This window comes from Stenotrophomonas sp. X (genome assembly GCF_055721025.1).
This window is the reverse complement of record NZ_CM146756.1, coordinates 1734331-1761071: the sequence shown is the minus strand read 5'-3', so window position 1 is coordinate 1761071 and position 26741 is coordinate 1734331. Positions and strand designations below refer to the sequence as shown.

The 26741-nt window shown below is 67.0% G+C and carries 23 protein-coding genes; 11 read left to right on the top strand and 12 right to left on the bottom strand.

Annotated elements, in window-relative coordinates; translation table 11 throughout:
• Positions 1-16 precede the first annotated feature (16 nt).
• The 4 genes from ACZ75I_RS08150 to ACZ75I_RS08135 form a co-directional block, all read right to left on the bottom strand.
• Entirely contained in the window at positions 17-553 is a 537-nt protein-coding gene (locus tag ACZ75I_RS08150) for an adenine phosphoribosyltransferase (protein WP_346477108.1), read from the bottom strand.
• A 98-nt stretch (positions 554-651) separates the two neighbouring features.
• Positions 652-2217 (bottom strand): protein adenylyltransferase SelO, encoded by a 1566-nt coding sequence (locus ACZ75I_RS08145; protein ID WP_472958931.1) that lies wholly within the window; start codon positions 2215-2217, stop codon positions 652-654.
• 32 nt (positions 2218-2249) lie between these two features.
• Positions 2250-2939, bottom strand: coding sequence for a glutathione S-transferase family protein (locus tag ACZ75I_RS08140; protein WP_057500523.1), 690 nt, complete (start codon positions 2937-2939; stop codon positions 2250-2252).
• Between the two features lie 186 nt (positions 2940-3125).
• Positions 3126-3335 carry a cold-shock protein gene (locus ACZ75I_RS08135; RefSeq protein ID WP_005416210.1) on the bottom strand — a complete coding sequence of 70 codons (210 nt, stop codon included), beginning with the start codon at positions 3333-3335 and terminating at the stop codon, positions 3126-3128.
• Positions 3336-3637: 302 nt separating this feature from the next.
• On the opposite strand from ACZ75I_RS08135, the gene ACZ75I_RS08130 reads away from it, so the two are divergent.
• Complete coding sequence (locus ACZ75I_RS08130; protein ID WP_472958930.1) at positions 3638-4126, top strand: YaiI/YqxD family protein; 489 nt, start codon at positions 3638-3640, stop codon at positions 4124-4126.
• 13 nt (positions 4127-4139) lie between these two features.
• Here ACZ75I_RS08130 and ACZ75I_RS08125 read toward each other — a convergent pair whose 3' ends face one another.
• Complete coding sequence (locus tag ACZ75I_RS08125; protein ID WP_472958929.1) at positions 4140-5009, bottom strand: pseudouridine synthase; 870 nt, start codon at positions 5007-5009, stop codon at positions 4140-4142.
• A gap of 124 nt (positions 5010-5133) precedes the next feature.
• Between ACZ75I_RS08125 and ACZ75I_RS08120 the strand changes: the two genes are divergently transcribed.
• From ACZ75I_RS08120 to ACZ75I_RS08110, 3 genes are all read left to right on the top strand, one after another.
• Positions 5134-5682, top strand: coding sequence for a YaeQ family protein (locus ACZ75I_RS08120; protein ID WP_180868550.1), 549 nt, complete (start codon positions 5134-5136; stop codon positions 5680-5682).
• A complete protein-coding gene (locus tag ACZ75I_RS08115) occupies positions 5679-6863 on the top strand; it encodes a BaiN/RdsA family NAD(P)/FAD-dependent oxidoreductase (RefSeq protein ID WP_180868551.1) in 1185 nt (394 codons plus the stop codon). The genes ACZ75I_RS08120 and ACZ75I_RS08115 overlap by 4 nt, the downstream gene beginning before the upstream one ends.
• 91 nt (positions 6864-6954) lie before the next feature.
• Positions 6955-9024, top strand: a complete 2070-nt coding sequence (locus tag ACZ75I_RS08110) for an EAL domain-containing response regulator (protein ID WP_180868553.1) — start codon at positions 6955-6957, stop codon at positions 9022-9024.
• Positions 9025-9138: 114 nt separating this feature from the next.
• Here ACZ75I_RS08110 and fabV read toward each other — a convergent pair whose 3' ends face one another.
• From fabV to queA, 6 genes are all read right to left on the bottom strand, one after another.
• Entirely contained in the window at positions 9139-10398 is a 1260-nt protein-coding gene (gene fabV, locus ACZ75I_RS08105; protein ID WP_472958928.1) for an enoyl-ACP reductase FabV, read from the bottom strand.
• Between the two features lie 707 nt (positions 10399-11105).
• Positions 11106-12086: a protein translocase subunit SecF gene (secF, locus tag ACZ75I_RS08100; RefSeq protein WP_049413603.1), complete on the bottom strand. Its 981-nt coding sequence runs from the start codon at positions 12084-12086 to the stop codon at positions 11106-11108.
• A gap of 16 nt (positions 12087-12102) precedes the next feature.
• On the bottom strand, positions 12103-13959 hold the full coding sequence (gene secD, locus ACZ75I_RS08095; protein ID WP_072168294.1) for a protein translocase subunit SecD: 1857 nt from the start codon (positions 13957-13959) through the stop codon (positions 12103-12105).
• 61 nt (positions 13960-14020) lie between these two features.
• Entirely contained in the window at positions 14021-14365 is a 345-nt protein-coding gene (gene yajC, locus ACZ75I_RS08090; protein WP_005416201.1) for a preprotein translocase subunit YajC, read from the bottom strand.
• A 134-nt stretch (positions 14366-14499) separates the two neighbouring features.
• The gene (gene tgt / locus ACZ75I_RS08085) at positions 14500-15630 is read right to left on the bottom strand and encodes a tRNA guanosine(34) transglycosylase Tgt (protein WP_014646826.1); all 1131 of its coding nucleotides are present in this window, start codon (positions 15628-15630) and stop codon (positions 14500-14502) included.
• 129 nt (positions 15631-15759) lie between these two features.
• Positions 15760-16827, bottom strand: a complete 1068-nt coding sequence (gene queA, locus ACZ75I_RS08080; protein ID WP_472958927.1) for a tRNA preQ1(34) S-adenosylmethionine ribosyltransferase-isomerase QueA — start codon at positions 16825-16827, stop codon at positions 15760-15762.
• 210 nt (positions 16828-17037) lie between these two features.
• On the opposite strand from queA, the gene ACZ75I_RS08075 reads away from it, so the two are divergent.
• Entirely contained in the window at positions 17038-18534 is a 1497-nt protein-coding gene (locus ACZ75I_RS08075) for an aminotransferase class III-fold pyridoxal phosphate-dependent enzyme (protein ID WP_472958926.1), read from the top strand.
• Positions 18535-18789: 255 nt separating this feature from the next.
• The gene (locus ACZ75I_RS08070) at positions 18790-19383 is read left to right on the top strand and encodes an LOG family protein (protein ID WP_005416197.1); all 594 of its coding nucleotides are present in this window, start codon (positions 18790-18792) and stop codon (positions 19381-19383) included.
• A gap of 19 nt (positions 19384-19402) precedes the next feature.
• Here the strand turns inward: ACZ75I_RS08070 and ACZ75I_RS08065 are convergent, their stop codons facing one another.
• Positions 19403-22243, bottom strand: coding sequence for a bifunctional diguanylate cyclase/phosphodiesterase (locus ACZ75I_RS08065; RefSeq protein ID WP_154350569.1), 2841 nt, complete (start codon positions 22241-22243; stop codon positions 19403-19405).
• 247 nt (positions 22244-22490) lie between these two features.
• On the opposite strand from ACZ75I_RS08065, the gene ACZ75I_RS08060 reads away from it, so the two are divergent.
• The 5 genes from ACZ75I_RS08060 to ACZ75I_RS08040 all read left to right on the top strand — a co-directional run bounded on the left by ACZ75I_RS08060 (position 22491) and on the right by ACZ75I_RS08040 (position 26668).
• Positions 22491-23009 (top strand): RNA polymerase sigma factor, encoded by a 519-nt coding sequence (locus ACZ75I_RS08060; protein ID WP_229298559.1) that lies wholly within the window; start codon positions 22491-22493, stop codon positions 23007-23009.
• Positions 23006-24001: a hypothetical protein gene (locus tag ACZ75I_RS08055; RefSeq protein ID WP_472958925.1), complete on the top strand. Its 996-nt coding sequence runs from the start codon at positions 23006-23008 to the stop codon at positions 23999-24001. Before ACZ75I_RS08060 ends, ACZ75I_RS08055 begins: the two co-directional genes overlap by 4 nt.
• Positions 24002-24041: 40 nt before the next feature.
• On the top strand, positions 24042-24638 hold the full coding sequence (locus ACZ75I_RS08050; protein WP_072168299.1) for an IMPACT family protein: 597 nt from the start codon (positions 24042-24044) through the stop codon (positions 24636-24638).
• Entirely contained in the window at positions 24631-26403 is a 1773-nt protein-coding gene (locus ACZ75I_RS08045) for an ABC transporter transmembrane domain-containing protein (protein ID WP_472958924.1), read from the top strand. Before ACZ75I_RS08050 ends, ACZ75I_RS08045 begins: the two co-directional genes overlap by 8 nt.
• A gap of 70 nt (positions 26404-26473) precedes the next feature.
• Positions 26474-26668 carry a hypothetical protein gene (locus ACZ75I_RS08040; RefSeq protein WP_005416191.1) on the top strand — a complete coding sequence of 65 codons (195 nt, stop codon included), beginning with the start codon at positions 26474-26476 and terminating at the stop codon, positions 26666-26668.
• Positions 26669-26741: the final 73 nt, after the last annotated feature.

The following is a 26741-nucleotide window of genomic DNA, read 5'->3' as shown; positions in this document are numbered from 1 at the left end:
GGCATTCACCCTTCGATCAGAACACCAGTTCGGTGTGCAGTGGCAAGCCCGCCTCCCAGCGGGCCCGCCCGCCCAGGCCGTCGAGCTCGACCAGCACGCCTGCACCGACCACTTCAACACCCAGGCGGCGAACCAGCGACAACGCAGCGACCAGCGTGCCGCCGGTGGCCAGCACGTCATCGATGATCGCGACGCGGGCACCGGACGGCAACGCGTCGGCGTGCACTTCGATGCAGTCGCTGCGGTACTCCAGCGTGTATTCCTCGCGCAGCACCTCGCCCGGCAGCTTGCCCGGCTTGCGCACCGGCACGAAGCCCACGCCCAGCTCCAGTGCCATCGCGGCGCCGAGGATGAAACCACGCGATTCGATGCCGACCACCGCGTCCAGCTTCTGGTCGCGCCAACGGTCGGCCATCGCGGTGATCGCGCCGCGGAAGTCCTCGCCGTGGGCGAGCAGCGGCATGATGTCCTTGAACAGGATGCCGGGCTTGGGGAAGTCGGCGATGTCGCGCAGGCGGGAGGCCCACTGCGGAACGACAATGGCGTCGGTCATGTCACATTGGCTATCTGATGGCGGCATAGGGTACCTGTTCCGGGCGCCGGCTGCCTGTTGGGGGTGTCGGCAGGGCGCAGCCCTGCCGAAACCCAGCCTCAGGAACTGCAGGACAGCATCGAGCAGCCGGCGCGGTTGTCGGCCCACGCCGGGCGCTTGCCAGCGAAGTGCTCGAGCCCCGGGCGTTCGGTATATGGGTCGCGCAGCACGTCCTGCAGCGCATGCACACCGCCGAGGTCACCCTGCTCTGCGCGGTCGATCGCCTCCTGGGCCAGCCAGTTGCGCAGCACGTACAGCGGGTTGGCCGCTGCCATCTTCGCCAAGCGTTCGCGGGCCGACAGCGGATCGCTATGCAGGCGCGCTGCGTAGTCCTGCAGCCATTGCTGCAACGGCGCCTGCACCGCATGCTTGCGCGCCTCGTCGTAGTACACCGCGTCCAGAACCGTAGCGTCCGCTGCCGACGGGTCGATGCGCATCAGTGCACGCCAGGCCAGGGTCATGTCCATGGCGCCCTCCTGCATCAGCTGCTGCCAGCGCTGGTAGAGCTGCAGGTCGTCATCGTTGGCAGCAGCCAGCCCCAGCTTCGATGCAGCATCGCGACGCGTGCAGGCCACGAAGGTGGACTGGTAGGCCGCCAGGCCCGCCTGCAGCGGTGCGACATCGGCGAACAGTGGCGACAACGCCTGCGCCAATCGGCTCAGGTTCCAGTACGCCACCTGAGGCTGGGTGCCGAAGCGGTAGCGGCGCCCCTGGGCGTCGGTGGTGTTCGGCGTCCACTCCGGATCGAAATCCTCGACCCAGCCATAGGGGCCGTAATCAAGTGTGAGACCGAGCACGGACAGGTTGTCGGTGTTCATCACACCATGCACGAAGCCGACACGCATCCAGTGCGCGATCATCTCGGCGGTGCGCACCGCGATCTGCGCGAACCAGTCGCCATACAGTGCCTCGCCCTGCTCCTCCAGCCCGGGGAAATCACGGGCGATGCAGGTGTCCACCAGCTGTTGCAGCAAGGCAGTCTCGCCACGCGAGGCCGGCAGCTCAAACGAACCGAAACGCAGGAACGACGGCGAGACCCGGCACACAATGGCGCCAGGCTCGGCACGCGGGTGGCCGTCATAGAACATGTCGCGCACCACCTCCTCGCCGGTACCGACCAGCGACAACGCGCGCGTGGTCGGCACGCCCAGGTGGTGCATCGCTTCGCTGCACAGGAACTCGCGGATCGACGAGCGCAGCACTGCCCGTCCATCGGCACCGCGCGAGTAAGGCGTCGGCCCGGCCCCCTTCAGCTGCAGCTCCCAGTGGCGGCCATCGGGTGCCACCAGCTCGCCCAGCGAGATCGCACGTCCGTCGCCGAGCTGGCCGGCCCAATGGCCGAACTGATGGCCACCGTAATTGGCGGCCCATGGCTGCATGCCGGCGTACAGCGCGTTGCCGCCGAATACATCGGCGAAGCCTTCGCTCTCGATCTCGGCAGCATCGAAGCCGAGCATCGTGGCAACCTCAGGCGACCACGCCAGCAACGTGGGCGCCACCACCGGGGTCGGCATCACCGGCGACCAGGCCGCGCCCAGCACTTCACGCCTGCGCGGGCCGGATTCGGGGTCGCCCGGCAGGGTGTGCAGCAGGCGGTTGTCGAAACGGAGGCTGTCGGTATCCATGGTGCTGAAGATGGGGGCGACGGCCGCCCGCCTCAATTGCCGCTGAGCGCCTGCAGGTGGCCACCGTGGGCCTCGGCACGCTGGTAGGCCGGGCGCTCGCTGATGCGCTTGAGGAAGCCACGGAGCGCCGGCTTGTCGTCCAGGCCACCACCCCGTGCGGCCGCAGCCTGGATCGGGAAGCTCATCTGGATGTCGGCCGCACTGAAGCGCTCACCGGCAAACCACGGGCTTTCAGCCAGGCGGCGCTCCATCCAGTCCAGATGCAGCCGCCGCTGCGGGCCGATGAAGCCGCGCTCGGCCTTGTCGGCAATGCTGCGTGCGATCGGGCGCGCAAAGAACGGCATCGGCGCGTTGCGTATGCGGCCCATCACCAGGGTCAGCAGCAGCGGCGGCATCGCCGAGCCTTCGGCGTAGTGCAGCCAGTAGCGGTAAGCGATGCGTTCGGCCCCGTCGGCCGGCATCGGTGACGGCGACAGCTGGCGTTGCGTGTCGTAACGGTCAGCGAGGTAGTCGAGGATCGCACCGGACTCGGCCAGTACCAGCTCGCCATCCTGCAGCACCGGCGACTTGCCGAGCGGATGCACGTTGCGCAGTTCCGGCGGCGCCAGCAGCGTCTTCGGGTCACGCGGATAGCGGCGCAGTTCGTAGTCCAGCCCCAGCTCCTCCAGCATCCACAGCACGCGCAGCGAACGGGAGTTTTCCAGGTGATGAACGATGCGCATGGGGACGATCCTTGGGAAGGCCTCCATCCTACCGCGCCGGCTGCATGCCCTTTGTAGAGTCGAGCCATGCTCCACTGTCTTTGAAACCAGTCGAGCGTGGCTCGACTCTACAAAAAACAGCGGGCAATAAAAAACGCCGGAAGCTCTCGCTTCCGGCGTTCTGGCTACCCAACGGTAGCAGACGGATTAGACCGCCTGCACCTGGTCAGCCTGCATACCCTTCTGACCCTGGACGGCGATGAAGGTAACCTTCTGGCCTTCCTGCAGGGTCTTGAAGCCGGTGCCCTGGATCGCGCGGAAGTGCACGAACAGGTCCGGGCCGCTTTCCGGGGTGATGAAGCCGAAGCCCTTGGCGTCGTTGAACCACTTGACGGTGCCGGTCTGACGTTCAGACATTTTACTAACTCCTGAAACACATGTTGAAAAAAATCGCAGCCACCGGGTATCGGGGCCGAGACTGAGTTGCAGGCGTTGGTAAAGCGGATCGATGAGCGGATCGTGAGATCAACTGCACCAGGCCACGATTCACGGTGACCCTAGCAAACACAGTGGGTCGCACGATACGCGTGTTTTCCGCAAAAAGCGATAGTCCCGACGTTCATGGGACCAGGTCACCCGCTAGGCGTGACAAGGGTTGGCAGCCGTTCGCGGCTAACCCCGAGCCCCCATTCAGGTTTTTCCTACCCTACACTGGGGAAATGACTGAAGCTGAAACCCCCGCTGAATACGCGCCCCCTCGCATCTGGGTGGACGCGGACGCCTGTCCCACTGTCATTCGCGACATCCTGTTTCGTGCGGCTGAACGGGTGGGGATCGAACTGACCCTGGTCGCCAACCAGTGGATCCGCACCCCGCCCTCACGCTGGCTGCGCTCGATCCAGGTGCCGCAGGGCCTGGACGTGGCCGACAGCGCCATCGTCGAGCGGGTCGCCGCCGGAGACCTGGTCGTCACCCAGGACATCCCACTGGCTGCGCTGGTGCTGGAGAAAAAGGCCGTGGCGCTGAACCCGCGCGGCCAGCTGTACACCCCAAACAACATGGCCGAGCGGCTGTCGATGCGCAATTTCATGGAGGAACTGCGCGGTGCCGGGGTCCAGACCGGCGGACCGCCGCCCCTGGGACCCCGCGACCGGCAGCTGTTCGCCGCCGAGCTGGACCGCTGGCTGGCGCGACGCCCGGCCGGCTGAGCGCCTGGCCGCCCTAAGCCGGAAGGCTCAGGCTGCGGCCGCTGCTGAACATCCGTCGTGCGCCACTCAACGGGTCGTCGAAGGCCAGGGCCCGCGCCAGCAGCTGCAGCGGTGACTCGGCCACATCCAGTGGCCGTTGCCGAAGCTGCGGGTACAGGTCGTCACCCAAGATCGGCACCCCCAGCATGGCCATGTGCACGCGCAACTGATGCTTGCGGCCGGTCTCCGGCAGCAGCCGGTAGCGCCAGATCGCCCCTTCGGCCTCGATCAGCTCGATCCGGCTGCGCGCATTGGGTTCACCGGGCACTTCGAACATGCGGAAGAACGGCTCGCCCGGCACCAACCGGCTGTCCCGCTGCAACGGAAACGCCAGCCCCGGCAGCGCCGGTGCCAGGGCCTCATAGGTCTTCTCGATGCGCCGCTCACGGAACAGGCGCTGGTAAGCATCGCGCGACCCTCGCTGGGTCGAGAACAGCACCAGCCCGGCCGTCAGCCGATCCAGCCGGTGCAGCGGCACCAGATCGGCATTGCCGGTGCGGGCGACCAGCCGCGCCAGCAGCGTCTCGCGCACATGCCCACCCGCAGGTGTCACCGGCAGGAAATGCGGCTTGTCGGCTACCAGCAGGTGCGCATCCAGATGGACGATGGTCTCGACAAAGGGAATCACCGGTTCGTCGGCCACCTCGCGGAAGTACTGGATCTCCCGCCCGACCTGCCAGGGCATGTCCGCAGTGAGCGCCCTGCCCTGCGCATCCAGCACACGGCCACGCGCGAAGCGATCCTGCCATTGCGCGCGCGCGATGCGCGGGAAACGTGCACACAGGCCATCCAGCAGGGTGGCCCAGGGCCCGGGCGGCAACTGCAGTCGGCTGGGCAAGGTCATGGCGTCCACTCCGGCCACAGGAAAGAACGCAAGCGTGCCACCGTTGACGCTGCGCAGACAGCCCGGCCACGGACACCCCCGGAGCAAACCTCTATCATTGTCCTCTTTAGTCCACGGATCCCCCATGGCTCTTACCGCCACCATCCGCAAGGCCGAACTGCAGATCAGCGACATGGATCGCGGCTACTACGCGACCCACAACCTGACCCTGGCCCAGCATCCGTCCGAGACCGACGAGCGCCTGATGGTGCGCCTGCTCGCCTTCGCGCTGAACGCCGGCGACCGCCTGGAGTTCGGCCGCGGCCTGAGCACCGATGACGAACCCGACCTGTGGGAACACGACTACACCGGCGACATCCTGCAGTGGATCGATCTGGGCCATCCGGACGAATCGCGCATCCGCAAGGCCAGCAACCGCAGCCGCCAGGTGCAGGTGGTCAACTATGGCGGCAACGCCTCGGAGATCTGGTGGGGCAAGCAGAGCAAGGGCTTGGCGCGCTTCGACAATCTTTCGGTGGTCGACCTCGACGGTGCCTTCGTAGAGCTGTGGGGCCAGCAGATCCAGCGCGCGATGCGCTGGAGCGTGCTGATCCAGGACGGTGAAGTGCAGCTGCTCAACGACCAGATCCAGCTCGACGTGATCCCGAACTGGCGCAAGCGCTCCAACGCATGAGCGCCATCCGTTGCGATGTGGTGGTCATCGGCGCCGGCGCAGCCGGGCTGATGACCGCGATCACTGCCGGCCAGCGCGGCCGCCAGGTGCAGGTGATCGACCATGCCAACAAGGTCGGCAAGAAGATCCTGATGTCCGGCGGTGGCCGCTGCAACTTCACCAACACCGGCACCACCCCGGCCAACTTCCTGTCGGCCAACCCGCACTTCTGCAAGTCGGCGCTGGCCCGCTACACGCCCTGGCACTTCATCGAGCTGGTGCACAAACACGGCATCGCGTATCACGAAAAGGAACTGGGGCAGCTGTTCTGCGACATCTCGTCCAAGCAGATCGTGAAGATGCTGGTGGACGAATGCCAGGCGGCCGGTGCCCAGATCCGCACCGAATGCAGCGTGCAGCGCATCGAGCACGGCAGCGACGGGTTCCGCGTGCACACCACGCAGGGCCTGTTCCACTGCGCCTCGCTGGTGGTTGCCACCGGCGGCCTGTCGATTCCCAGCATGGGGGCCAGCGGCTTTGGCTATGAAGTGGCCCGCCAGTTCGGCCACCAGGTGCTGCCGACCCGCGCCGGGCTGGTACCGCTGACCCTCAGCGGCAAGCACCAGGAGCGGCTGGCCGACCTCAGCGGCGTCGCACTGCCGATCGAGGCGCGCTGCAACGGCAAGAGCTTCCAGAACTTCATGCTGCTGACCCACCGTGGCGTGAGCGGCCCGGCCATCCTGCAGATCTCTTCGTTCTGGCAGCCCGGCGATGCGCTGGAGCTGGACCTGTTGCCGGGCCAGGATGCGGGCGAGTGGCTGCGCCAGATGAAGCGCGACCGCCCCGCCGCCGAGCTGCGCACGGTGCTGGGCGAGGTACTGCCGAAGCGGCTGGCACAGCGGCTGTGCGAGCACTGGCTGCCCGACCGCCCCGTGCGCCAGCTGGACGAGCCGGTGCTGCGCCAGGCTGCGCAGCTGCTGGGCGCATTCCCGCTGGTGGCCAGCGGCACCGAAGGCTACCGCACCGCCGAGGTCACCCTGGGCGGTGTGGACACCGCCGAAGTGTCATCCTCAACGATGGAATCCAAGCGCGTCCCCGGCCTGCACTTCGTTGGCGAGGTGCTGGACGTGACCGGCTGGCTGGGCGGCTACAACTTCCAATGGGCCTGGGCAAGCGGGCACGCAGCGGGCGGCGTGGTGTGAACCACTTCGCCGTTCCATGCGCGCAAGGGGGACGCGCATGGACGGTTCGCCGCGCATCGTGTATCTAGATTCGCAGATTGGGGAGCAGTGCATGCAGAACGCGAACGACATCACCATCCGGCTGCTGATCGTCGATGACAGCGGCGAGAATGCCGAAGCCATCGTCAGCACCCTGCGCAACAGCGGCATCGCGGTACGCCCGTGGCGCCCACAGGATGCAGCCGAGCTGGCCCAGGTGCTGACCAGCCAGGCCATCGACCTGGTGCTGGCCTCGCCGTCGCAGGGCATTCCGCTGCAGCTGGCAGCCCAGCACATCGCCGCCAGCGGCAAGGACATCCCGCTGGTGCTGCTGGCCGAGCGCATCGACGAGGACGAACTGGTGCAGGCCAGCAGCCATGGCATCCGTGCCCTCGCCCTGCGCCAGCGCCCCGAGCACCTGCTCGCCGTGGTCCGCGACCAGTGGGTGGACCTGCAGGCGCGCCGCGGCCTGCGCCGCATCGAGGCGCAAATGCGCGAGACCGAGCGCCGCTGCGACGCGCTGATCGCCTCCTCGCGCGACCCCATCGCCTACGTGCATGAAGGCATGCACATCCGCGCCAACGACGCCTACCTGGAGATGTTCGGCTACGAGCATTTCGACGACATCGAAGGCATTTCGCTGCTGGACATGGTCGCCGCCCAGCACGTGGAGGGCTTCAAGCAGCTGCTGAAGGGCCTCAGCCGTGGCGAGGCGCCGCCGCCCCAGTACCAGCTCGACGCGCGCCACCAGGACGGCAGTGCGTTCCCGGCGACGATGGAATTTGCGGCGGCCACCTACGAGGGCGAGTCCTGCCTGCAGGTGGTTCTCCGCCGCCGCATGGAGTTCGACCCCGAACTGGCACGCGAGGTCGAGGACCTGCGCCAGCGCGACCAGGTCACCGGCCTGCTCAATCGCCCGACCTTCATGCTACAGCTGGAAAGCGCGGTGGCCCAGGCCGGGCGCAGCGAGGGCCAGTTCGGCCTGCTGCTGATCGAGCCGGACCACTACGCGCGCCTGCTGCCGGATATCGGCCTGGCCTCGGCCGACACCCTGATCGGCGCCCTCGCCGCCCTGCTGGCCGAAGTGGTTGGCGAGGACGCGCAACTGGCCCGTTTCGGCGAGCACAATTTCGCCGTGCTGCAGGCCGGGCCCTACGCACAGACCGTGGCGCTGGCCGAGCGCATCCGAGAAGCCTACGCCGCACACGTCTTCAGCATCGGCGCACGCTCGGCCACGGTGACGGTCAGCATCGGTGGCGTGCAGGTCGGTGAGAAGATCGCCAGCATCGGCCAGGTGCTGGCGCGCGCCAGCGAATGCACCCAGGCTGCAGCCGAGCTGGGTAACACCTGCCGCATCTTCGACCCGGCTGCCGCTGACCGCGTCGAGGAAGAGCGTGTGCAGCGCTGGGTGGCGCGCATCCGCGAGGCGCTGGCCGGCGACGGTTTCCAGCTTCACTACCAGCCGGTGCTGAACCTGCAGGGCGAACCACTGGAGCTGTACGAAGCCTATCTGCGCCTGGAAAACAATGGCGAGCTGCTGAGCCCGACCGCGTTCCTGGGCATCGCCGAGGAACACGGCCTGCTGGCCGACATCAACCGCTGGGTGGTCTCGCAGGCGATCGCGGTGCTGGGTGAACGCGCACGTGCGGGTCATGCCACCCAGGTGCTGGTGAAGGTCACGCCGGAATCGTTCGATGACCCACAGATGATTGCCACCCTGCGCCGCGAGCTGCAGGCACAGGGCGTGCCCGGCGAACGGCTGTGGCTGCATGCACCGGAAGCGAAGGTGTTCACCCACCTGCGCAGTGCACAGCAGTTCCTTGCCGAAGTGGCGCCACTGGGCTGCCGCATCGGCCTGGAGCAGTTCGGTTCCGGGCTGGACTCGTTCCAGCTGCTGGCCCACTTCCAGCCGCAGTTCCTCAAGCTGGACCGGGGCTTCACCAGCGACCTGGCCGCCACCCGCGAGAACATCGACCGCATCAGCCAGATCACCGCGCGTGCTCAGGAAGCGGGCATCCGCACCATTGCCGAGTTCGTCAGCGATGCCAACTCGATGACGCTGCTGTTCAGTGCCGGCGTGGATTACGTGCAGGGCGACTTCGTCGGTCCGGCGTTGCCGGAGATGGGGTTCGAGTTCGGGTAACGCCTCTCTGTAGAGCCGAGCCATGCTCGGCTGCGGGACTCAAGCGAAGAGGAGCCGAGCATGGCTCGGCTCTACACATACGAGAAGGCCGGCTTTCGCCGGCCTTCTGCTTGATCAGGTCATGTCGACCAGGTTGCCGATCTTCACGTCCGGGTTGACGTCGGCCTCGTAGTCGACGCCCTCCACGCCAAAACCGAACAGACGCAGGAAGTCGGCCTTGTAACCGGCCAGGTCGCTGATTTCGTACAGGTTCTCGTTGGTCACCTGCGGCCACAGCGCGACCACCTTGCCCTGCACGTCTGCGGCCATTTCCTTGTAGTCCGCACGCAGGCGGCCTTCCTCATCGACCAGCGCGACGGTGTGGCCGTCGCCATCGACCAGGTCATGGCGCAGGCGATCAACCGCCACGCCATCAGCCTTGCCGCCGTAAAGGATGTCGTACAGCACGTCGAGCTGCTCGATGCAGCCTTCGTGAGTGCCCTTTTCCTTCATCACCTTGAACAGCAGCGACAGGTACAGCGGCATGGTCGGAATGGCCGAGCTGGCCTGGGTCACCACGGCCTTCAGCACCGACACGCGCGCGTCGCCGCCGATTTTCGCCAGCTTTTCGCGCAGGCCCAGCACCTTGGTGTCCAGGTCCTTCTTGGCCGCGCCGATCGAGCCATTCCAGTAGATTGCCTGGGTGATTTCTTCGCCCACGTAGGTGAAGGCCGTGGTGGTACAACCATTGGCCAGCACGCCGGCATCGGCCAGCGCATCGATCCACATCTGCCAGTCCTCGCCGCCCATCACCGCGACGGTGCCGGCGATTTCTTCCGGGGTGGCCGGCTGCAGGATGGTCTCGGTGATCACTTCCTTGTCGGTATCCAGCCCGCGCAGGGTGATCGGCTCGCCGATCGGCTTCAGCGTGGAGCTGATGATCTCGCCGGTCTTCGGGTGCTTGCGGCGCGGCGCGGCCAGGCTGTAGACAACCTGGTCGACCTGGCCCAGATCGGCCTTGATCATTTCGATGGTCTTCGCCTTCACTTCATCGGAGAAGGCATCGCCATTGATGCTCTTGGCGTACAGGCCGGCTTCGTCGGCGTACTTGTGGAACGCGGCCGAGTTGTACCAGCCTGCGGTACCCGGCTTGGTTTCACTGCCCGGGCGTTCGAAGAAGATGCCGAGGGTGGCAGCGCCACTGCCGAAGGCAGCGGTGATGCGTGCGGCCAGGCCGTAGCCGGTGGAGGCGCCGATCACCAGCACACGCTTGGGACCGTTCTGGATCGGCGGACGCGCGCGGATGTAGTCGATCTGCTGCTTGACCGCGGCCTCGCAGCCGGTCGGGTGGGTGGTGACGCAGATGAAGCCGCGGACGCGCGGTTTGATGACCATGGATACCTCAGGTTGGCAGATGCGGCGCACGTGGCGCTCAGCAGGAGTACGGGCGCGCACGCGCGCGAACCGCAGGATCGTAGTGCGCGGGGGCCGAATGCACAACCGACGCTGGCGTAGGGTGGTGTTTCTTTTGCAGGGTTGCACCCTGCACCCGCAGAGGCCTGAGCAACGGCCAGAGCCAGAGCAACGTCAAAAGCTGGGTTCCTGGGGGTGGGCGGGGTGGGTCCGGTTGAGGGGGACGCTGCAAGTACGTCCATGTAAGCTCGGTCGCCGCATCCATGCGGCTCACGCCCCCCCAACCGGACCCACCCCGCCTTCGACAGACTTCCGCGATCTGTTGGAACGGCGTGCGGCCCTGGTAGGTGTCGACCTTGGTCGACACGGTTAAATTCATTCGATATCTGACAGATGTGTCGACCAAGGTCGACACCTACCGACAGCCGCGTGAACCCGTCGAAGGTGGGGCGGTGTCGGAGTGCGGGGTGTCAGCCGCATGGATGCGGCTGCCAAGCCTACACGGACGTACTTGCGGCGTCCCCGCACTCCGACACCGCCCCGCCCACCCACGGAAGGCACGCTGTTGCTGTTGCTGTTGCTGTTGCCGGCCAGCGGCCGGCACTACCGTGGGTGCAGGGCTGCAAGCCCTGCACACAAAAAACCCCGCTTGCGCGGGGTTCTCTGTGTGTTGCGTGCAGCGCGAACGCTTACGGGCGACGGGCCAGGGCCTCGACGTCCTTCGCCTTCGGCAGCAGGTCCTGCTTGCTCACGCGCAGCACACCAATCGTCAGCATCGGCACCGCCACCAGGATCGAGGACAGCACCACGATCACCGCGCCGATCATGTGCGTCTCGGCCAGCCCTTCCATCGAGCTGCCACCGTACAGGTACAGGGCAAGCGCCGACAGGAAGAACATCACGGCAGTGATCACCGTACGCGACAGCGTCTGGTTGATCGAACGGTTCAGCACTTCCATCGAGTCCACGCGCAGGCTGCGGAAGTTCTCACGAACGCGGTCGAAGACCACGATGATGTCGTTGATCGCAAAGCCCATCACCGACAGCAGGCCGGCCAGCACGGTCAGGTCGAACTCACGGCCCAGCAGGGACACGTAAGCGACCGTCACGATCAGGTCGAACATCGCCACGATGCTGGCGGTGACCGCGAACTTCCACTCGAAGCGCACCGCGATGTAGATCAGGAAGCCGGCCAGCATGAAGATGGTGGCATACAGGCCATTCATCGCCAGGTCCTTGCCGATCTGCGGGCCCACGAACTCGTTGCGGAGCACGGTGGCCTGATTGTCGGCAGTGGACAACGCCTTCACCACGGCAGCGGCCGTGGCCTTGTCCTCGTGGGCGGCATCGCCGGTACCCGGAGCATGCTCGCCGTGCGGGGCCAGGCGGATCAGCAGGTCGGTGTTGCCACCGACGCTCTGCACCTGGGCGCCTTCGAAGCCACTCTGCTCGAGCTTGGTGCGGACCTGCTCAACATCCACCGCCTTGTCGAAGCGGGCTTCGATCAGGGTGCCGCCGGTGAAGTCCAGTGCGTAGTTGAAGCCTTTGATGCCGATGATGGCGACCGAGGCCAGGAACACCACGATGGTGACTGCCATGGCGACATGGCGCCAACGCATGAAGTCGATCTTGGTGTCGTTCGGGAGGATGTGCAGCGGAAACAGTTTCATTGTGCGTGTCGTCCCGTCAGATGGCCACGTTCTGGAGCTTCTTGCGGCGGCCGTAGATCAGCGTCGCCAGCGCGCGCGACACGGTGATCGCGGTGAACATGGAGGCGAAAATACCGATGATCATGGTCAGCGCGAAGCCCTTCAGCGGACCGGTACCGAATGCAAACAGCGCCACGCCGACGATCAGGCCGGTCAGGTTGGCGTCGAGGATGGTGCCCGAGGCACGCTCGTAACCGGTCACGATCGCCGTCTTGCCCGGCACGCCGGCTCGCAGCTCTTCACGGATACGCTCGTTGATCAGCACGTTGGCGTCCACCGACAGGCCGACCGACAATGCCAGGCCGGCAAAGCCCGGCAGGGTCATGGTGGCACCGAACAGCGACATTACCGCCACTACGATCAGCAGGTTGAACAGCATCGCTGCCGAGGTGATCACACCGAACATGCGGTAGTACACGCTGAAGAACACCAGGGTGAACAGGAACGCGAACACCACCGCGCGCATGCCGTTCTTGACGTTCTCGGCGCCGAGGCTCGGGCCGACCACGCGCTCCTCGACGAAGTCCATCGGCGCAGCCAGCGAACCCGACTTCAGCAGCTTGGCCAGGTCTTCGGCTTCCTTCTTCTGCAGGCCGGTGGTCTGGAAGTTCTTGCCGAACACGCCGTTGATGTTGGCCACCGAGATCACTTCCTCGTTGACCTTGAAGCCACGCACTTCCTGGCCGTCGACGACGGTTACGGTCGGCACGCGCTCGGTGTAGACCACCGCCATCGGCTTGTTCACGTTGGCGCTGGTGAAGTCGAACATGCGCTGGCCACCGACGTTGTTCAGCGTCACGCTGACGGCCGGCGAGCCGCTGTTCGAATCGGTCACCGCCTGCGCACCGACCATCTGGTCGCCGGTGACGATCACGCGCTTGTTCAGCAGGATCGGGCCGCGGCCGTCACGCTGCTGGTAGACCTTCGCTTCCGGCGGAATGCGGCCGGAGTTGATGGCGTCCTGCGCATTGCCTTCAACCACCGCACGGTACTCCAGGGTGGCGGTGGCACCGATCATGCGCTTGGCTTCGGCGGTGTCCTGCACGCCGGGCAGCTGCACGACCACACGGTCGGCACCCTGGCGCTGGATGATCGGCTCGGCCACGCCGAGCTGGTTCACGCGGTTGCGCAGGGTGTTGATGTTCTGCTCGATGGCGCCGTTGGCGATCTGCGTGATCTCGGTCTCCGGCACGGTGACCGTGATGCGGTTGCCGCTGACGTCATAGCCGAGGGTCGGCTGTGCCTTGACCAGCGCGGCGCGGGCACGCTGCGCCGCGTCATCGCCGGCGGATGGGCTCAGGTTGGCCACGATGCTGTTGTCGGCGCGGCGTTCCACCGACTGGTAGGCGATGCGCGCGTCACGCAGGGTGCTGCGCACGTCTTCGGTATAGGCATCCAGGCGCTTGTCGAGGGCAGCCTTCTGATCGACCTGCAGCACGAAATGCACGCCGCCCTGCAGGTCCAGGCCCAGCACCATCGGGCGACCGCCGAGGTTGGCCAGCCAGTCGGGCACGGTCGAAGCCAGGTTCAGCGCCACGGTGTACTTCTCGCCGACGGTGTCACGCAGGACGTCGCTGGCAGCGGACTGCGACTTCAGGTCCGACAGGCGGACGATCAGGCTTTCCCCCTCCTTTTCGGCACCGATGGTGGCGATGCCGGCCTTTTTCAGATCGGCCAGCACACGGTCGCGCAGCGCATCGTCGATCTGCCCGCCACGGTTGGCGGTGATCTGGATGGCCGGGTCCTTCTGGTAGATGTTGGGCAGCGCGTACAGCGCGCTGAGCGCCAGTACGATCAGGATGACGACGTACTTCCAGCGTGGAAATTCGAGCATTGCTTGGGTCCCGCGCGGCGCCATCCCCGGCGCCGCGGTTGTGCTTCGGAAAGGGAGTGGCTTACTTGGCCGAATCCAGGGTGCCGGTCGGCAGCACGCTGCCGACAGCGCCCTTCTGCACGCGGATGCGCACGTTGTCGGCCACTTCGACGGTGATGAAGTGGTCGCCAATGTCGGTGACCTTGCCGGCGATGCCGCCGTTGGTCAGCACTTCATCGCCGCGCTTGATCTTCTCCAGCATGGCCTTGTGCTCCTTCTGCCGCTTCATCTGCGGGCGGATCATCAGGAAGTACATGATGGCGATCAGGATGATCGGGAACAGCAGCGTGGTCAGGCCCATGCCCTGCGGTTGGCCGCCGGCGGCCTGGGCGTGGGCGGCGGGAATCAGGAAAGCAAGCAGGTTCATCGTTGGTCCTTTGGTTGGGCGGCGCTCCCGTCCCTTGAGGGGCGGGGGTGTCGACCGCGGATCTGGGTCAGCCTTGAAGTATGCCACGGCCCCGGGCGTTCGTCCTTGGGACGTTCGGCAGGGGGGCGTCGGGGTTACAGCGGCGGGGCCACCGCTCCGCGTGCCGCGTAGAAGGACTCGCGGAAGGCCAGGAAGGTTCCCGCCTCGATCGCGGCACGGATGTCGGCCATGAGCTTTTCGTAATAGAACAGGTTGTGCAGGGTGCCCAGCATCGGCGCCAGCATCTCGTTGCAGCGGTCCAGGTGGCGCAGGTAGGACCGGGTGTAACCGCCGGTGCAGGCCACGCAGCCGCAGCCCGGCTCGATCGGGTCCATGTCCCGCGCGTACTGGGAATTGCGGATGCGAACGGTGCCGAACGAGGTGAAATAGTGGCCGTTGCGCGCATTACGGGTCGGCATCACGCAGTCGAACATGTCCACGCCGCGCGCCACGCCCTCGACCAGGTCCTCCGGCCGGCCCACGCCCATCAGGTAACGCGGCCGGTCGCCCGGCAGCTCCGGATCCAGGTGGTCGAGCATGGCATTGCGCTCGTGCTCCGGCTCGCCCACGGCCAGGCCGCCGATGGCGTAGCCGTCGAAGCCGATCGCCTGCAGGGCGTCGGCCGAGCGGCTGCGCAGGTCGGTGTGCACGCCCCCCTGGACGATGCCGAACAAGGCCGCGTCGTTGCCCAGCTCGTCATGCGCGTTGCGGCTGCGCTGGGCCCAGCGCAGGCTCAGCTCCATGGAACGGCGGGCAACGTCTTCGGTGGCCGGGTACGGGGTGCACTCGTCGAAGATCATCACGATGTCCGAATCGAGCACCTTCTGGATCTTCATGCTCTCCTCGGGACCGAGGAACACGCGGGCGCCGTCGGTGGGCGAGGCAAAGGTCACGCCCTGCTCGGTGATCTTGCGTCGATGGGCCAGCGAGAACACCTGGAAACCACCGGAGTCGGTCAGGATCGGGCCATCCCAGCGGCAGAAGCCGTGCAGCCCGCCGTGGTCGGCGATGATGTCCAGGCCCGGGCGCAGGTACAGGTGGAAGGTGTTGCCGAGGATGATCTCGGCGCCCAGCGCCCGCACCTGGTCCGGCAGGATGCCCTTGACCGAGCCATAGGTCCCCACCGGCATGAAGGCCGGCGTTTCCACCGTGCCACGCGGGAAGGTCAGGCGGCCACGGCGGGCACGGCCGTCGCGGGTCTGGAGCTGGAACTGCAGTCGGGACATGGAGCGGTCATTCGGGCAAATAGTTGTCTATTGTCTCCCAAGAAGGCGTACGCACCAAGGTGCGCACCCACGCACCCATAAGTACCCCGGCTTCCCAGGCGCTCTGCCCTCCCAAGGTGCCCTGCCCGCTCAGCCCGCCTGCGGGAACAGCAGCATCGCGTCGCCGTAGCTGAAGAAGCGGTAGCGCTGCTCGATCGCGTGCTGGTAGGCCTCGAACACGCGGTCCTTGCCTGCAAACGCCGAGATCATCATCAGCAGCGTGCTTTCGGGCAGGTGGAAATTGGTCACCATCGCGTCGACGCTGCGGATGCGGTAGCCCGGGGTGATGAAGATCTGGGTCTCGCCGGCGAACGGCAGCAGTTCGCCATCGCGCATCGCGCTTTCCAGCGCGCGCACGACGGTGGTGCCGACGCCGATCACCCGGCCGCCGGCGGCGCGCGTGCGCCGCACCTGCTGCACCAGTTCGGCGCCGACGTTCAGCCACTCGCGGTGCATCACGTGGTCCTTCAGGTCATCGGCGCGTACCGGCTGGAAGGTGCCCGCGCCCACGTGCAGGGTGACGTGGCCGAACTCCACGCCCTTGTTTTTCAGCGCCGCCAGCAGTGGCTCGTCGAAATGCAGGCCGGCGGTCGGCGCCGCCACCGCGCCCACTTCGCGCGCGAACACGGTCTGGTAGCGCTCGCGGTCGTCCACGCCCGGTTCGCGCTGGATGTAGGGCGGCAGCGGCAGGCGGCCGGCGCGCAGCAGCCACTGTTCCAGCGATTCCGGCACATGGAACTGCAGCACGTAGAACTCGCCATCGCGGCCCAGCACCTCGGCTTCGCCACCGGCATCCAGCGCGATGCGGCTGCCGGCCTTCGGCGACTTGCTGGCGCCGACCTGCGCACGCGCCTGCTGAGCGCCGAGCAGGCGCTCGATCAGGATCTCCACGCGTCCGCCGCTGGCCTTCCGCCCGAACAGGCGCGCCGGAATCACCCGGGTGTCGTTGAACACCAGCAGGTCGCCCGGCTGCAGCAGCGACGGCAGGTCGCGCACCTGCAGGTCGGTGAAGGCACCGGGCGCCGGCGGTACCAGCAGCAGGCGGCTGGCGGAGCGTTCGGCCAGGGGAGCCTGCGCGATCAGTTCAGCCGGCAGGTCGTAATGGAAATCGGACTTCTTCAAGGCGGTGGGCGGCAACAGGTCGACAATGGCGCGCATTGTACGTCCAGCGTCTGCGAGCCGGCGCACTTCGCGGCGAACGTCGCGCAAAATGCTGCTATGCAGCAGGTTTCTGCGGGGTTATCGCGCAAAAAAACAAGTGCTAGCATCGAACCGGAAGTCCGCTGCACGAGCCTGCCCCAAGCGCGCGTGATGACGCGCGTTTTGCTTTTGATGGCCCGTGCGACCCATTGTTTCAGGAGATCTGCAATGAGCTTCATCGAACGCCTCGCCCCCCTGCGCAACCAGCCCGGCACCCGCCTCACCACCGGCCTGGACGATGCCACCCTGACCGCCCTGTCCGCCAACCACCCGCAGCTGATCGCCGCAGTGGACGCCGCCGCCGAGGAATTCGCGCGCGTGCAGGCCGACCTGGGACCGCTGCTGGCGCAGGACGAACAGGCACAGATCGACGCGATGCAGGACGGATTCGTCAATTTCTATGCCGATGACGCGGTGACCCCGTACGTGGCGCTGGCCGCGCGCGGCCCATGGGTGGTCACCCTGAAGGGCGCCGTGCTGTACGACGCCGGCGGCTACGGCATGCTCGGCTTCGGGCACACCCCGGACGCTGTGCTGGAAGCCATGGCGCGCCCACAGGTGATGGCCAACATCATGACCCCCAGCCTGTCGCAGCAGCGCTTCATCACCGCCCTGCGCGCCGAGATCGGCCACCGCCGTGGCGGCTGCCCGTTCGCCCGTTTCATGTGCCTGAATTCCGGTTCTGAAGCGGTCGGCCTGGCCGCGCGCATCGCCGACGTCAACGCCAAGCTGCAGACAGACCCGGGTGCGCGCCACGCTGGCGCTGCGATCAAGCGCGTGGTGGTCAAGGGCAGCTTCCATGGCCGTACCGACCGCCCTGCCCTCTATTCGGATTCCAGTCGCAAGAGCTACATGCAGCACTTGGCCAGCTACCGCGGCGAGGACTCGGTGATCACCGTGGCGCCTTACGACGAGGCCGGCCTGCGCAAGGTGTTCGAGGATGCCGCGCGCAACCAGTGGTTCATCGAGGCGGTGTTCCTGGAGCCGGTGATGGGCGAAGGCGATCCGGGCCGTTCGGTGCCGCCGTCGTTCTATGCCGTGGCCCGCGAACTGACCCGTGCCCACGGCAGCCTGCTGCTGCTCGACTCGATCCAGGCCGGCCTGCGCGCGCATGGCGTGCTGTCGGTGGTCGATTACCCGGGCTTCGAAGGCCTCGACCCGCCGGACATGGAGACCTATTCCAAGGCGCTCAACGCCGCGCAGTACCCGCTGTCGGTGCTGGCGGTGACCGAGCATGCCGCGCAGCTGTACCGCAAGGGCATCTACGGCAACACCATGACCAGCAATCCGCGTGCGCTGGACGTGGCCTGCGCCACCCTGGTCCAGCTGACCCCACAGGTACGCGCCAACATCGCCGAACGTGGCGCCGAGGCCGTGCGCAAACTGGAACAGCTCAAGAGCGAGCTGGGTGGCCTGATCACCAAGGTGCAGGGCACCGGGCTGCTGTTCTCGTGCGAGCTGGCGCCGCAGTTCAAGTGTTACGGCGCCAACTCCACCGAGGAATGGCTGCGCCAGCACGGCATCAACGTGATTCACGGTGGTGAGAACTCGCTGCGCTTCACCCCGCACTTCGGCATGGACAGCCAGGAGCTGGACCTGCTGGTCGGCATGGTGGGACGTGCCCTGCGTGAAGGCCCGCGCCGCGAGCAGGCCGCGGCGGCGTAAGCCGCCGCTTACGTACGTAGAGCCGAAGGCAGCGGCAGGAGCCGCTGCCAACGTCGCTGGCGACGGCCCGAAGGGTGCCGGTCAGGACGACCGGCATAGCCCATGCTCGGCTGGCCTTTGCCGCGATCTGAACGAAGAGCAGCCGAGCATGGCTCGGCTCTACAGAAGGGCTCATAATCCAAGGACACCCCGTCTCTGACCGCCTTGCGGTCGGTGACGGGGCGTTTTCGTTTCCGGTCAAGAGACAGAAGATCCATGAAATCGATCTGTGTGTACTGTGGTTCCAACGCTGGCAGCAAGCCGGCCTACACCGAACGCGCCATTGCCCTGGGTGATCGCATCGCCCGCGATGGCCTGCGCCTGGTGTATGGCGGCGGCAACGTTGGCCTGATGGGCACCGTGGCCAACGCCGTGCTCGCCGCTGGCGGCGAGGTGACCGGCGTGATCCCGCGCCAGCTGGCCGACTGGGAAGTGGCCCACCGCGGCCTGACCGAACTGGAGATCGTCGGCTCGATGCATGAGCGCAAGTCGCGCATGTTCGACCTCGCCGATGGCTTCGTTGCCCTGCCCGGTGGCTTCGGCACCATGGAAGAGATCTTCGAGATGCTGACCTGGCGCCAGCTGGGCATCGGCAACAAGCCGTGCGCGTTCCTCGATGTGGAAGGTTTCTACGCGCCGCTGATCGGCATGATCGACCGCATGGTGGAAGAGCGTTTCCTGCATCCGGACCAGCGCCAGGACCTCTGGTACGGCTCGGACATCGAGGAAATGCTGGTGTGGATGCAGAACTACCAGCCGGCGCAGGCCTCGAAGTGGATCGACGAGAAACGTCGCTCGGCTCTGCGCTGAAGTGAACCGTCGCGGTGGCTCACGCCAGCGTCCGTGCCCACGGTGCGGGACGGCCCAGCAGGTAGCCCTGGCCATAGTCGCAACCGAGTTCGCGCAGTGTCTGCCGCTGCGCCTCGGTCTCGATGCCTTCGCCAATGGTTTCGATGCCCAGGGTGCGGGCCAGTGACAGCACGCCTTCGACCAGCGCGCGCGTGCTCTGCACTTCCGGCCCGTGCAGGCCGGCGATGAAACTCTGGTCGATCTTCAATGTACTGATCGGGAATCGGTGCAGGTAGGACAGCGCAGAGAAGCCGGTACCAAAGTCGTCCAGCTGCACCTGGATGCCACGCTCGCGCAGGCCCTGCAGGATGCGCAGCGTGTGCGGCGCATCGTCCAGCAGCGCGACCTCGGTAATCTCCAGCCGCAGCCGGCGCGGATCGGCGCCACACGCGTCGAGCAGGCCGAACAGGCGGTCGCTGAACTCGGCCGAGCGGAAATGGCGCGGCGAAACGTTCACCGAGACATAGCTCTGCCCACCTTCGGCCAGGCGCGCGATGACCTGCTCGTAGATCAGCCAGTCGACCTGTTCGATCAGGCCACTTTCCTCTCCGAGCTCCAGGAACGCGCCGGGCAACAGCAGGCCACGACGCTCGTGCTGCCAGCGGAGCAATGCCTCATGTCCCACCACTTCGCCATCGGACAGGCGCACGATCGGCTGGAAGAACGGAACGAAATCACGGTTGTTGATCGCGCGGCGCAGATCGGCTTCCAGGTCGAGGCTGCGCATGGCCTGTTCACGCATGTCCTCGTCGAAGATCGCGCAGCGGTCATGGCCCTGTGCCTTGGCCCGGTACATCGCCGCATCCGCATCACGCAGCAGTTCCTCGCCGGTACGGTAGCGCGGATTCCACAACGCGATGCCCAGGCTGCCGGATGGGAACAACTCGCGGCCGGCGATCCATATCGATTCCTGCAATGCCAGCAACAAGCGCTGGCCGAAATCCAGCGCCTGTGCCAGGCCCTGCGGGCATTGCAGCAGTACCGCGAATTCATCACCACCCAGCCGTGCCACCACATCATCGGCACCGGCCATCGATACGATGCGCTTTGCCACCTCCACCAGCATGCGGTCACCCGCGGCGTGGCCGATGCTGTCGTTGACCAGCTTGAAGCGATCCAGGTCGAGGAACAGCACGGCGAACACCGGCCCACCCTCGCGCTTGGCCAGCGCCAGCGCATCCTGCAGGCGATCGAGCAGGTGCAGCCGGTTGGGCAGGCCGGTCAGCGCATCGTGCATGGCCTGATGGGTCAGGCGTTGCTCGGCCCGCAGGCGCTCGCCGATCTGGCCGAGCAGCTTCTCGTTGACCTCGGCCAGCTCACGCGTGCGTTCCTCCACGCGCTTTTCCAGTTCGGCATGCGCCAAACGCAGCCGTTGCTGGTCGCGCTGGCGCGCCAACCCGGTTCCGATGTTCTGCGCAACGAACGTCAGCAGCCGCTGATCGTGCACGCTGAACGTACTGTTCTCGCTGTAACTCTGCACCACGATCGCACCGACCACCTCGTCATCGCGCAGCAGCGGCACGCCCAGCCAGCAATGCGAGCGCGCGCCGGATTCACGCACCTCGCCACTGGCCAGCAGCGCATCGATCTGGGCGCGTGAGGCCAGTAGGGGCCGCCGGTTGCGCACCACGTATTCGGTCAGGCCGCGACTGAACGGACGAGGTGCACGGCTGGCATTGTGCTCGTCCACCGAATAGACGAAGTCCAGGCCGTTGCCGCTTCCGTTCACCAGCGCGATATAGAAGTTGCGCGCATCGAGCAGGCGCCCGACCACGCCATGCACCTGCCCGTAGAACTGGGCCAGGCTGTCGGCCGACATCGCCATTTCGGCAATGTTGTACAGCGCGGTCTGCAGTTGCTCGGCGCGCCGGCGCTCCGCCACTTCATCCTGCAGGCTGCGGTTGGCACGCTGCAGTTCCAGCGTGCGCCGCTCCACCTGTTGCTCCAGCCGGACCTGCGCCTGGCGCCGATCCATCGCAGTCTGCACGTGCTGCGCGACAAAGCCCAGCAACGCCCGCTCGGCCTCGCCATAACGGGCCGCCAGCTCATAGCTCTGCACCACGATTGCGCCGCATACCCGGCCATCGCGCAGCATCGGCACACCCAGCCAGTCCAGGCTCTCGGGGCCACGCTGCGGGTCGTGCTCCTGCTCGACCACGCGTGCCAGAAGTTCGCGCGAGGGTCCGCTGAGCGGCTTGCCGTGGCGCAGCAGCGCGACGGTCAGGCTGCGCGGCATCTCGGCGGCGTCATGGCTCTGCGACGGGTCGGCGACGAAATCGTCGACCTGGTCGGCGAAGTACAGGAAGCGGATCTGGTCACGCACATCATCGTATTCAACGATGTAGCAGTTCTCCGCATACATCAGCGTGCCGAGCACGCCGTGCACGTGACGCAGCATCTCCGACATCTCCAGATCGGCGCCGGCCAGATCGGCGATCTGGAACAGCGCCTGCTGCAACCGTTCAGCCTCTTCCAGCGCCTTGATCTGCCCGGCCTGGCGGCCACGCTGCAGTGCCAGTTCCATGGCCTGACGGGCCAGCCCCCACCACGCCGCGGAAGGCACGGCGCCTTCCACCGACAGCTGCAGGCGTGCACCGTCATGTTTCCAGCCATGGCAGCCGTCGCCGATGCCCGGCGCAGTGAACGCGCCTGCCGCCCCGTCGGCCGGCCACCCGTCCTGACCACGCCCGAGCTGCGGGTCGTCCCAGCCGACGCGGACCACAGCCGTTTCCGGCAAAAGCGCATGCAACGCGCGCACCAGCGCCGTGCTCAGCACGGCCTCGTGTGGTGGCTCTTCCGCCGGTTCAGCATGCGTGGACAAATGACAATCTCTTGGCGCCGTCTATGCGTCGCCTCCCCTGAGCCGACGAGCATAGCGCGCCACCCGGGGGGCAATGGAAGCCCGTAAACCCCGAATCGTGCGCCCGTACGTTTTTCCTGCCGTCTGCAGCCCCTTCCGAGCCATGACCCTCGCCCTGCCCGCCCCTGCCACCGGCTATGCGCCATCGCCTGCAGGCCTTACCCTGTACGCCGTGGAAGCCAGCGCACTGCCAACCGATGAAGCCTTGATGCTGGCCTGGGCCGGCGGCGACCTGCACGCGTTCGAAAGCCTGTATGCGCGCCATCGCAAACGACTGTTCGGCTTCCTGCTGCGCCAACTGCGCGACAACGCGCTGGCCGAGGAGATCTTCCAGGACGTCTGGCAGCGGGTGATCAGCGCCCGTGCCGGGTGGCAGCCCGAAGCGGCGTTCAGCACCTGGCTGTTCCGCATCGCCCACAACCGCCTGAACGACCATTGGCGCGCCGCCCGCCATCGCCCTGCCGCGCCGGCCGACGCGGACCTGCGCCTGGCCGCGATTGAGGACGGGCAGACCCCGGAAGCCGAACTTTCCGAATTCGAACAACGTCGCCGCATCCAGCTGGCGATGGAGCAATTGCCGCCGGAGCAGCGCGAAGTGCTGCAACTGCGGCTGGATCAGGAACTGAGCCTGGAGGAGATCGGCCAGATCACCGGCGTAGGCCGGGAAACCGTGAAATCGCGGCTGCGCTATGCGATGGACAAGCTGCGTGCGGGATTGAACGCATGAACCGAGACGAACCGCTGACGCCGGAAGAACGCGAGCTGGCCCGGCTGCTCGGCCGTCGCGCCGAGCAGGCACCACCGGCCGCACTGGACGCCGCCATCCTGGCCGCGGCGCGTGCCGCCGTGGACGCTCCGGGTACCGATGTTGCCGCCTCTCCCGAGGCGCCGCGCAAGCAGCGCACAGGCCCGCGTTGGCCAGCGGTGTTCGGCATCGCCGCTTCGATGGTGTTCGCCATCGGCATCGCCTGGCAGCTGCGTCCTGAACCGCCGCCGGTTCCGGCGGGCGGGACTGCTGTTGCCGCAGCACCGGCTGCGGCAGAAGACGTCGCGGCTGCCGATCAGGCCGCTGGAAGTGGTTCGGCCCACAGCGCAGTGGCGGTTGCGGAACCAGCCGCTGCGCCGGCAGCACCCGAGTCCGCCCCTGTTTCCGCTGCCCCGGCACCGGCCATCGCGCGTGCGCACAAGCCTGCGCCGGCCAAGACCGCTGAAGTGCCGGCCCAGGCCGCACGATCCATGGCTGCGGATGCGGCCGCCGACACCTCCTTTGCGACGCTCCCGCCCGCTCCGGCTGCAGCACCGCCAGCGCCACCTGCACCGACCGCCTACTCGGCACCCGCACCGGCATTCGCGCCGGCAGCGTCCGGGGCAATGAAAGCACGCACGGCCGAGGCCTCGGCAGCCAATGCCGCCGAGGCCTCGGCCGAGCGGGCGCAGGCGCTGGATCGGGTGGAGATCACCTCGATGAAGCGTGAGGCGCCCAGCCGTTCCGCACCGGGCATCATGCGCCGCAGCAGCGATGCGGGCCTGAGCGCGGATGCCGTGCAGGCCGAGGTGGACGCCGACGCGCGACTGCCGCGCCGGCAGTGGCTGCAGAAAATCCGCGCGCGTCGCGACGACGGCCAGCGCGATCTGGCCCGCGCCAGCCTGGAGCGCTACGTGCAGCAGTATCCGGAAGCCCGCCTGCCGCGCGACCTGCGCCCGTTGCTGGACGACTGAAGCAGAACGTGACCTCCGGCGACCCCGTAGAATGACGGGAATGCTCGATACCCTCGCCCAGCCTGTCAGCCACACGCTGGAAGTCAAACACAGTCGTTTCATCGCCCATGCTGCGCCGATCGACAGCGCCGCAGCGGCGATGGCGATCCTGCAGCAGGTTGCAGCAGCCGACGCGACCCACAACTGCTGGGCCTACCGGTACGGCCAGGACTACCGCTCCAGCGACGACGGCGAGCCCGCTGGAACGGCCGGACGACCGATTCTGGCGGCGATCGATGGCCAGGGGTTCGACCGCGTGATGGTGGTGGTGACGCGCTGGTTCGGCGGCATCAAGCTGGGCGCCGGTGGACTGGTGCGCGCCTACGGTGGCGCTGCCGCCGAGTGCCTGCGCACCGCCCCCCGCCTGCCCCTGGTGGCGATGGCCCGGCTGCAGCTGCTGGCCGGCTTCGAGGACCTGGGCACCCTGCACGCCACCCTGCCCGCCTTCGGTGCCGGGAAGCTCGATGAACGGTTCGATGCCAACGGCGTGTGCCTGCGGGCCGAATTGCCGGCCGATCAGGTCGATGCATTGAAAATCCGCCTGCGCGACGCCACCCGTGACCGTATCCGCATACAAGACGACACCCAGGATGACTGACAAGGACGACGCCCCTGCCTCGACCCCGCCGCTGCGCCGCCTCGGCAGCCTGCGGACGTTGTGGCCGTTCGTGCGCCGCCATAGCGGGTTGTTCACCGCCTGGCTGCTGGCCCTGGCGGTCTCTTCGGCCGCCACGCTGAGCCTGCCCCCCGCCGTGAAGCAGATGATCGACCACGGCTTCACCAGCGGTGGCCAGATCAACCGTGCCTTCGCCCTGCTGATGCTGGTGGCGGTGGTGCTGGCACTGGCGACGGCCGCACGGTTCTTCTTCGTGTCGCTGCTGGGCGAGAAGGTCGTCGCCGACCTGCGCAGCCGCCTGTACGCACACCTGATCCAGCTCGGCGCCGGTTTCCACGACCGCAGCCGCAGCGGCGAACTGGTCTCGCGCCTGACCGCCGACAGCGAACTGCTGCGCAGCGTGGTCGGCTCGACCATGTCAGTCGCCCTGCGCAGCAGCGTCACCGTGGTCGGCAGCCTGGCGATGCTCTTCGTCACCAGCCCGCGGCTGGCCGCGTGGTCACTGCTCGGCATCCCGCTGGCGGTGCTGCCGATCATCATCGGCGCGCGCAAGCTGCGCACGGTTGCGCGCAGCAGCCAGGACCGCATCGCCGATGCCAACAGCCTGGCCAGCGAGACGCTGGGCGCCGTGCGCACGGTGCAGGCGCATGCGCGCGAGCCCTATGAGCGCGGGCGCTTTGACAAGGCGCTGGGCGATGCCATCAGTGCCGCACGCCGGCGCATCGGTGCGCAATCGCTGGTTACTGCCAGCGCCATCCTGCTGGTATTTGGCGCCATCGTTGGCGTGCTGTGGCTGGGCGCGCACGATGTCATCGACGGCCGCCTCAGTGCCGGCACGCTGGGCCAGTTCGTGTTGTACGCGCTGATCGGCGGCGGCTCGGTAGGCGCCCTGGCCGAAGTGTGGAACGAGCTGCAGCGTGCGGCCGGTGGCATGGGCCGTATCGGCGAGCTGCTGCAGGAAGACATCGAGATCCGTGCGCCGGCGCAGCCGCACGCACTGCCGCAACCGCTACGCGGCGAAATCCAGTTCGACGACGTGGTGTTCCACTACCCGCAGCGCCCGGACCAGGCCGCGCTGGACCACTTCAATCTGCATGTGCGCCCGGGTGAGACCGTGGCCCTGGTCGGCCCGTCGGGCGCAGGCAAGAGCACGGTGCTGTCGATGCTGCTGCGCTTCCACGATCCGGCCGGCGGCCGCATCTGCGTGGATGGCATCGACGTGCGCCAGGTCGATCCGGCCGAGCTGCGCGCGCAGCTGGCACTGGTACCGCAGCAGCCGACGCTGTTCGCAGCCAGTGCACGCGACAACATCCGCTACGGCAGGCTGCAGGCCAGCGACGCCGAGGTCGAGGACGCCGCACGTGCAGCAGAGGCCGATAGCTTCCTGCGGGCATTGCCGCAAGGCTACGACAGTGAGCTGGGCGAACGCGGTGCGCGCCTGTCCGGTGGCCAGCAACAGCGCGTGGCGATCGCCCGCGCGTTGCTGAAGAATGCGCCGATCCTGCTGCTGGACGAAGCCACCAGCGCGCTGGATGCGCAGAGCGAGCATGGCGTGCAGCAGGCACTTGAGCGGCTGATGGCCGGTCGCACCACGCTGGTCATCGCCCACCGCCTGGCCACCGTGCTCAAGGCCGACCGCATCGTGGTGATGGACCAGGGCCGTATCGTCGCCGAAGGTACCCATGCGCAGCTGCTGGCCGAAGGCGGACTGTACGCTGAACTGGCACGACTGCAGTTCATCGATTGATGACGGTCGGCTAACATCGGCAAGACCAAGCTGGCCGCGCACCCGCAGCATCCGCTGAAGGAGGTACGCGATGTCGTTCCGTCAGTTCCCCGCCGTGGACAGTAATGGCGAAAGCCACATCATCATCGAATTCAAGCCCGAGGCGAACGGCAGCGGGCACCACTCCGAAGCCACGCCGCGCTATGAGCTGGATGACGGGCGCCAGCTGGTGCGCAATGGGCGCGAGTTCACCACCAGTGGTGGTGAACTGCGGTTGACGATTTGAGGTTCGCCGGGCATGGCCCGGCGCTACCGCATTCGTGCTGCTCCGCGCTCGCGCTACCGGATCTCCATCCTCC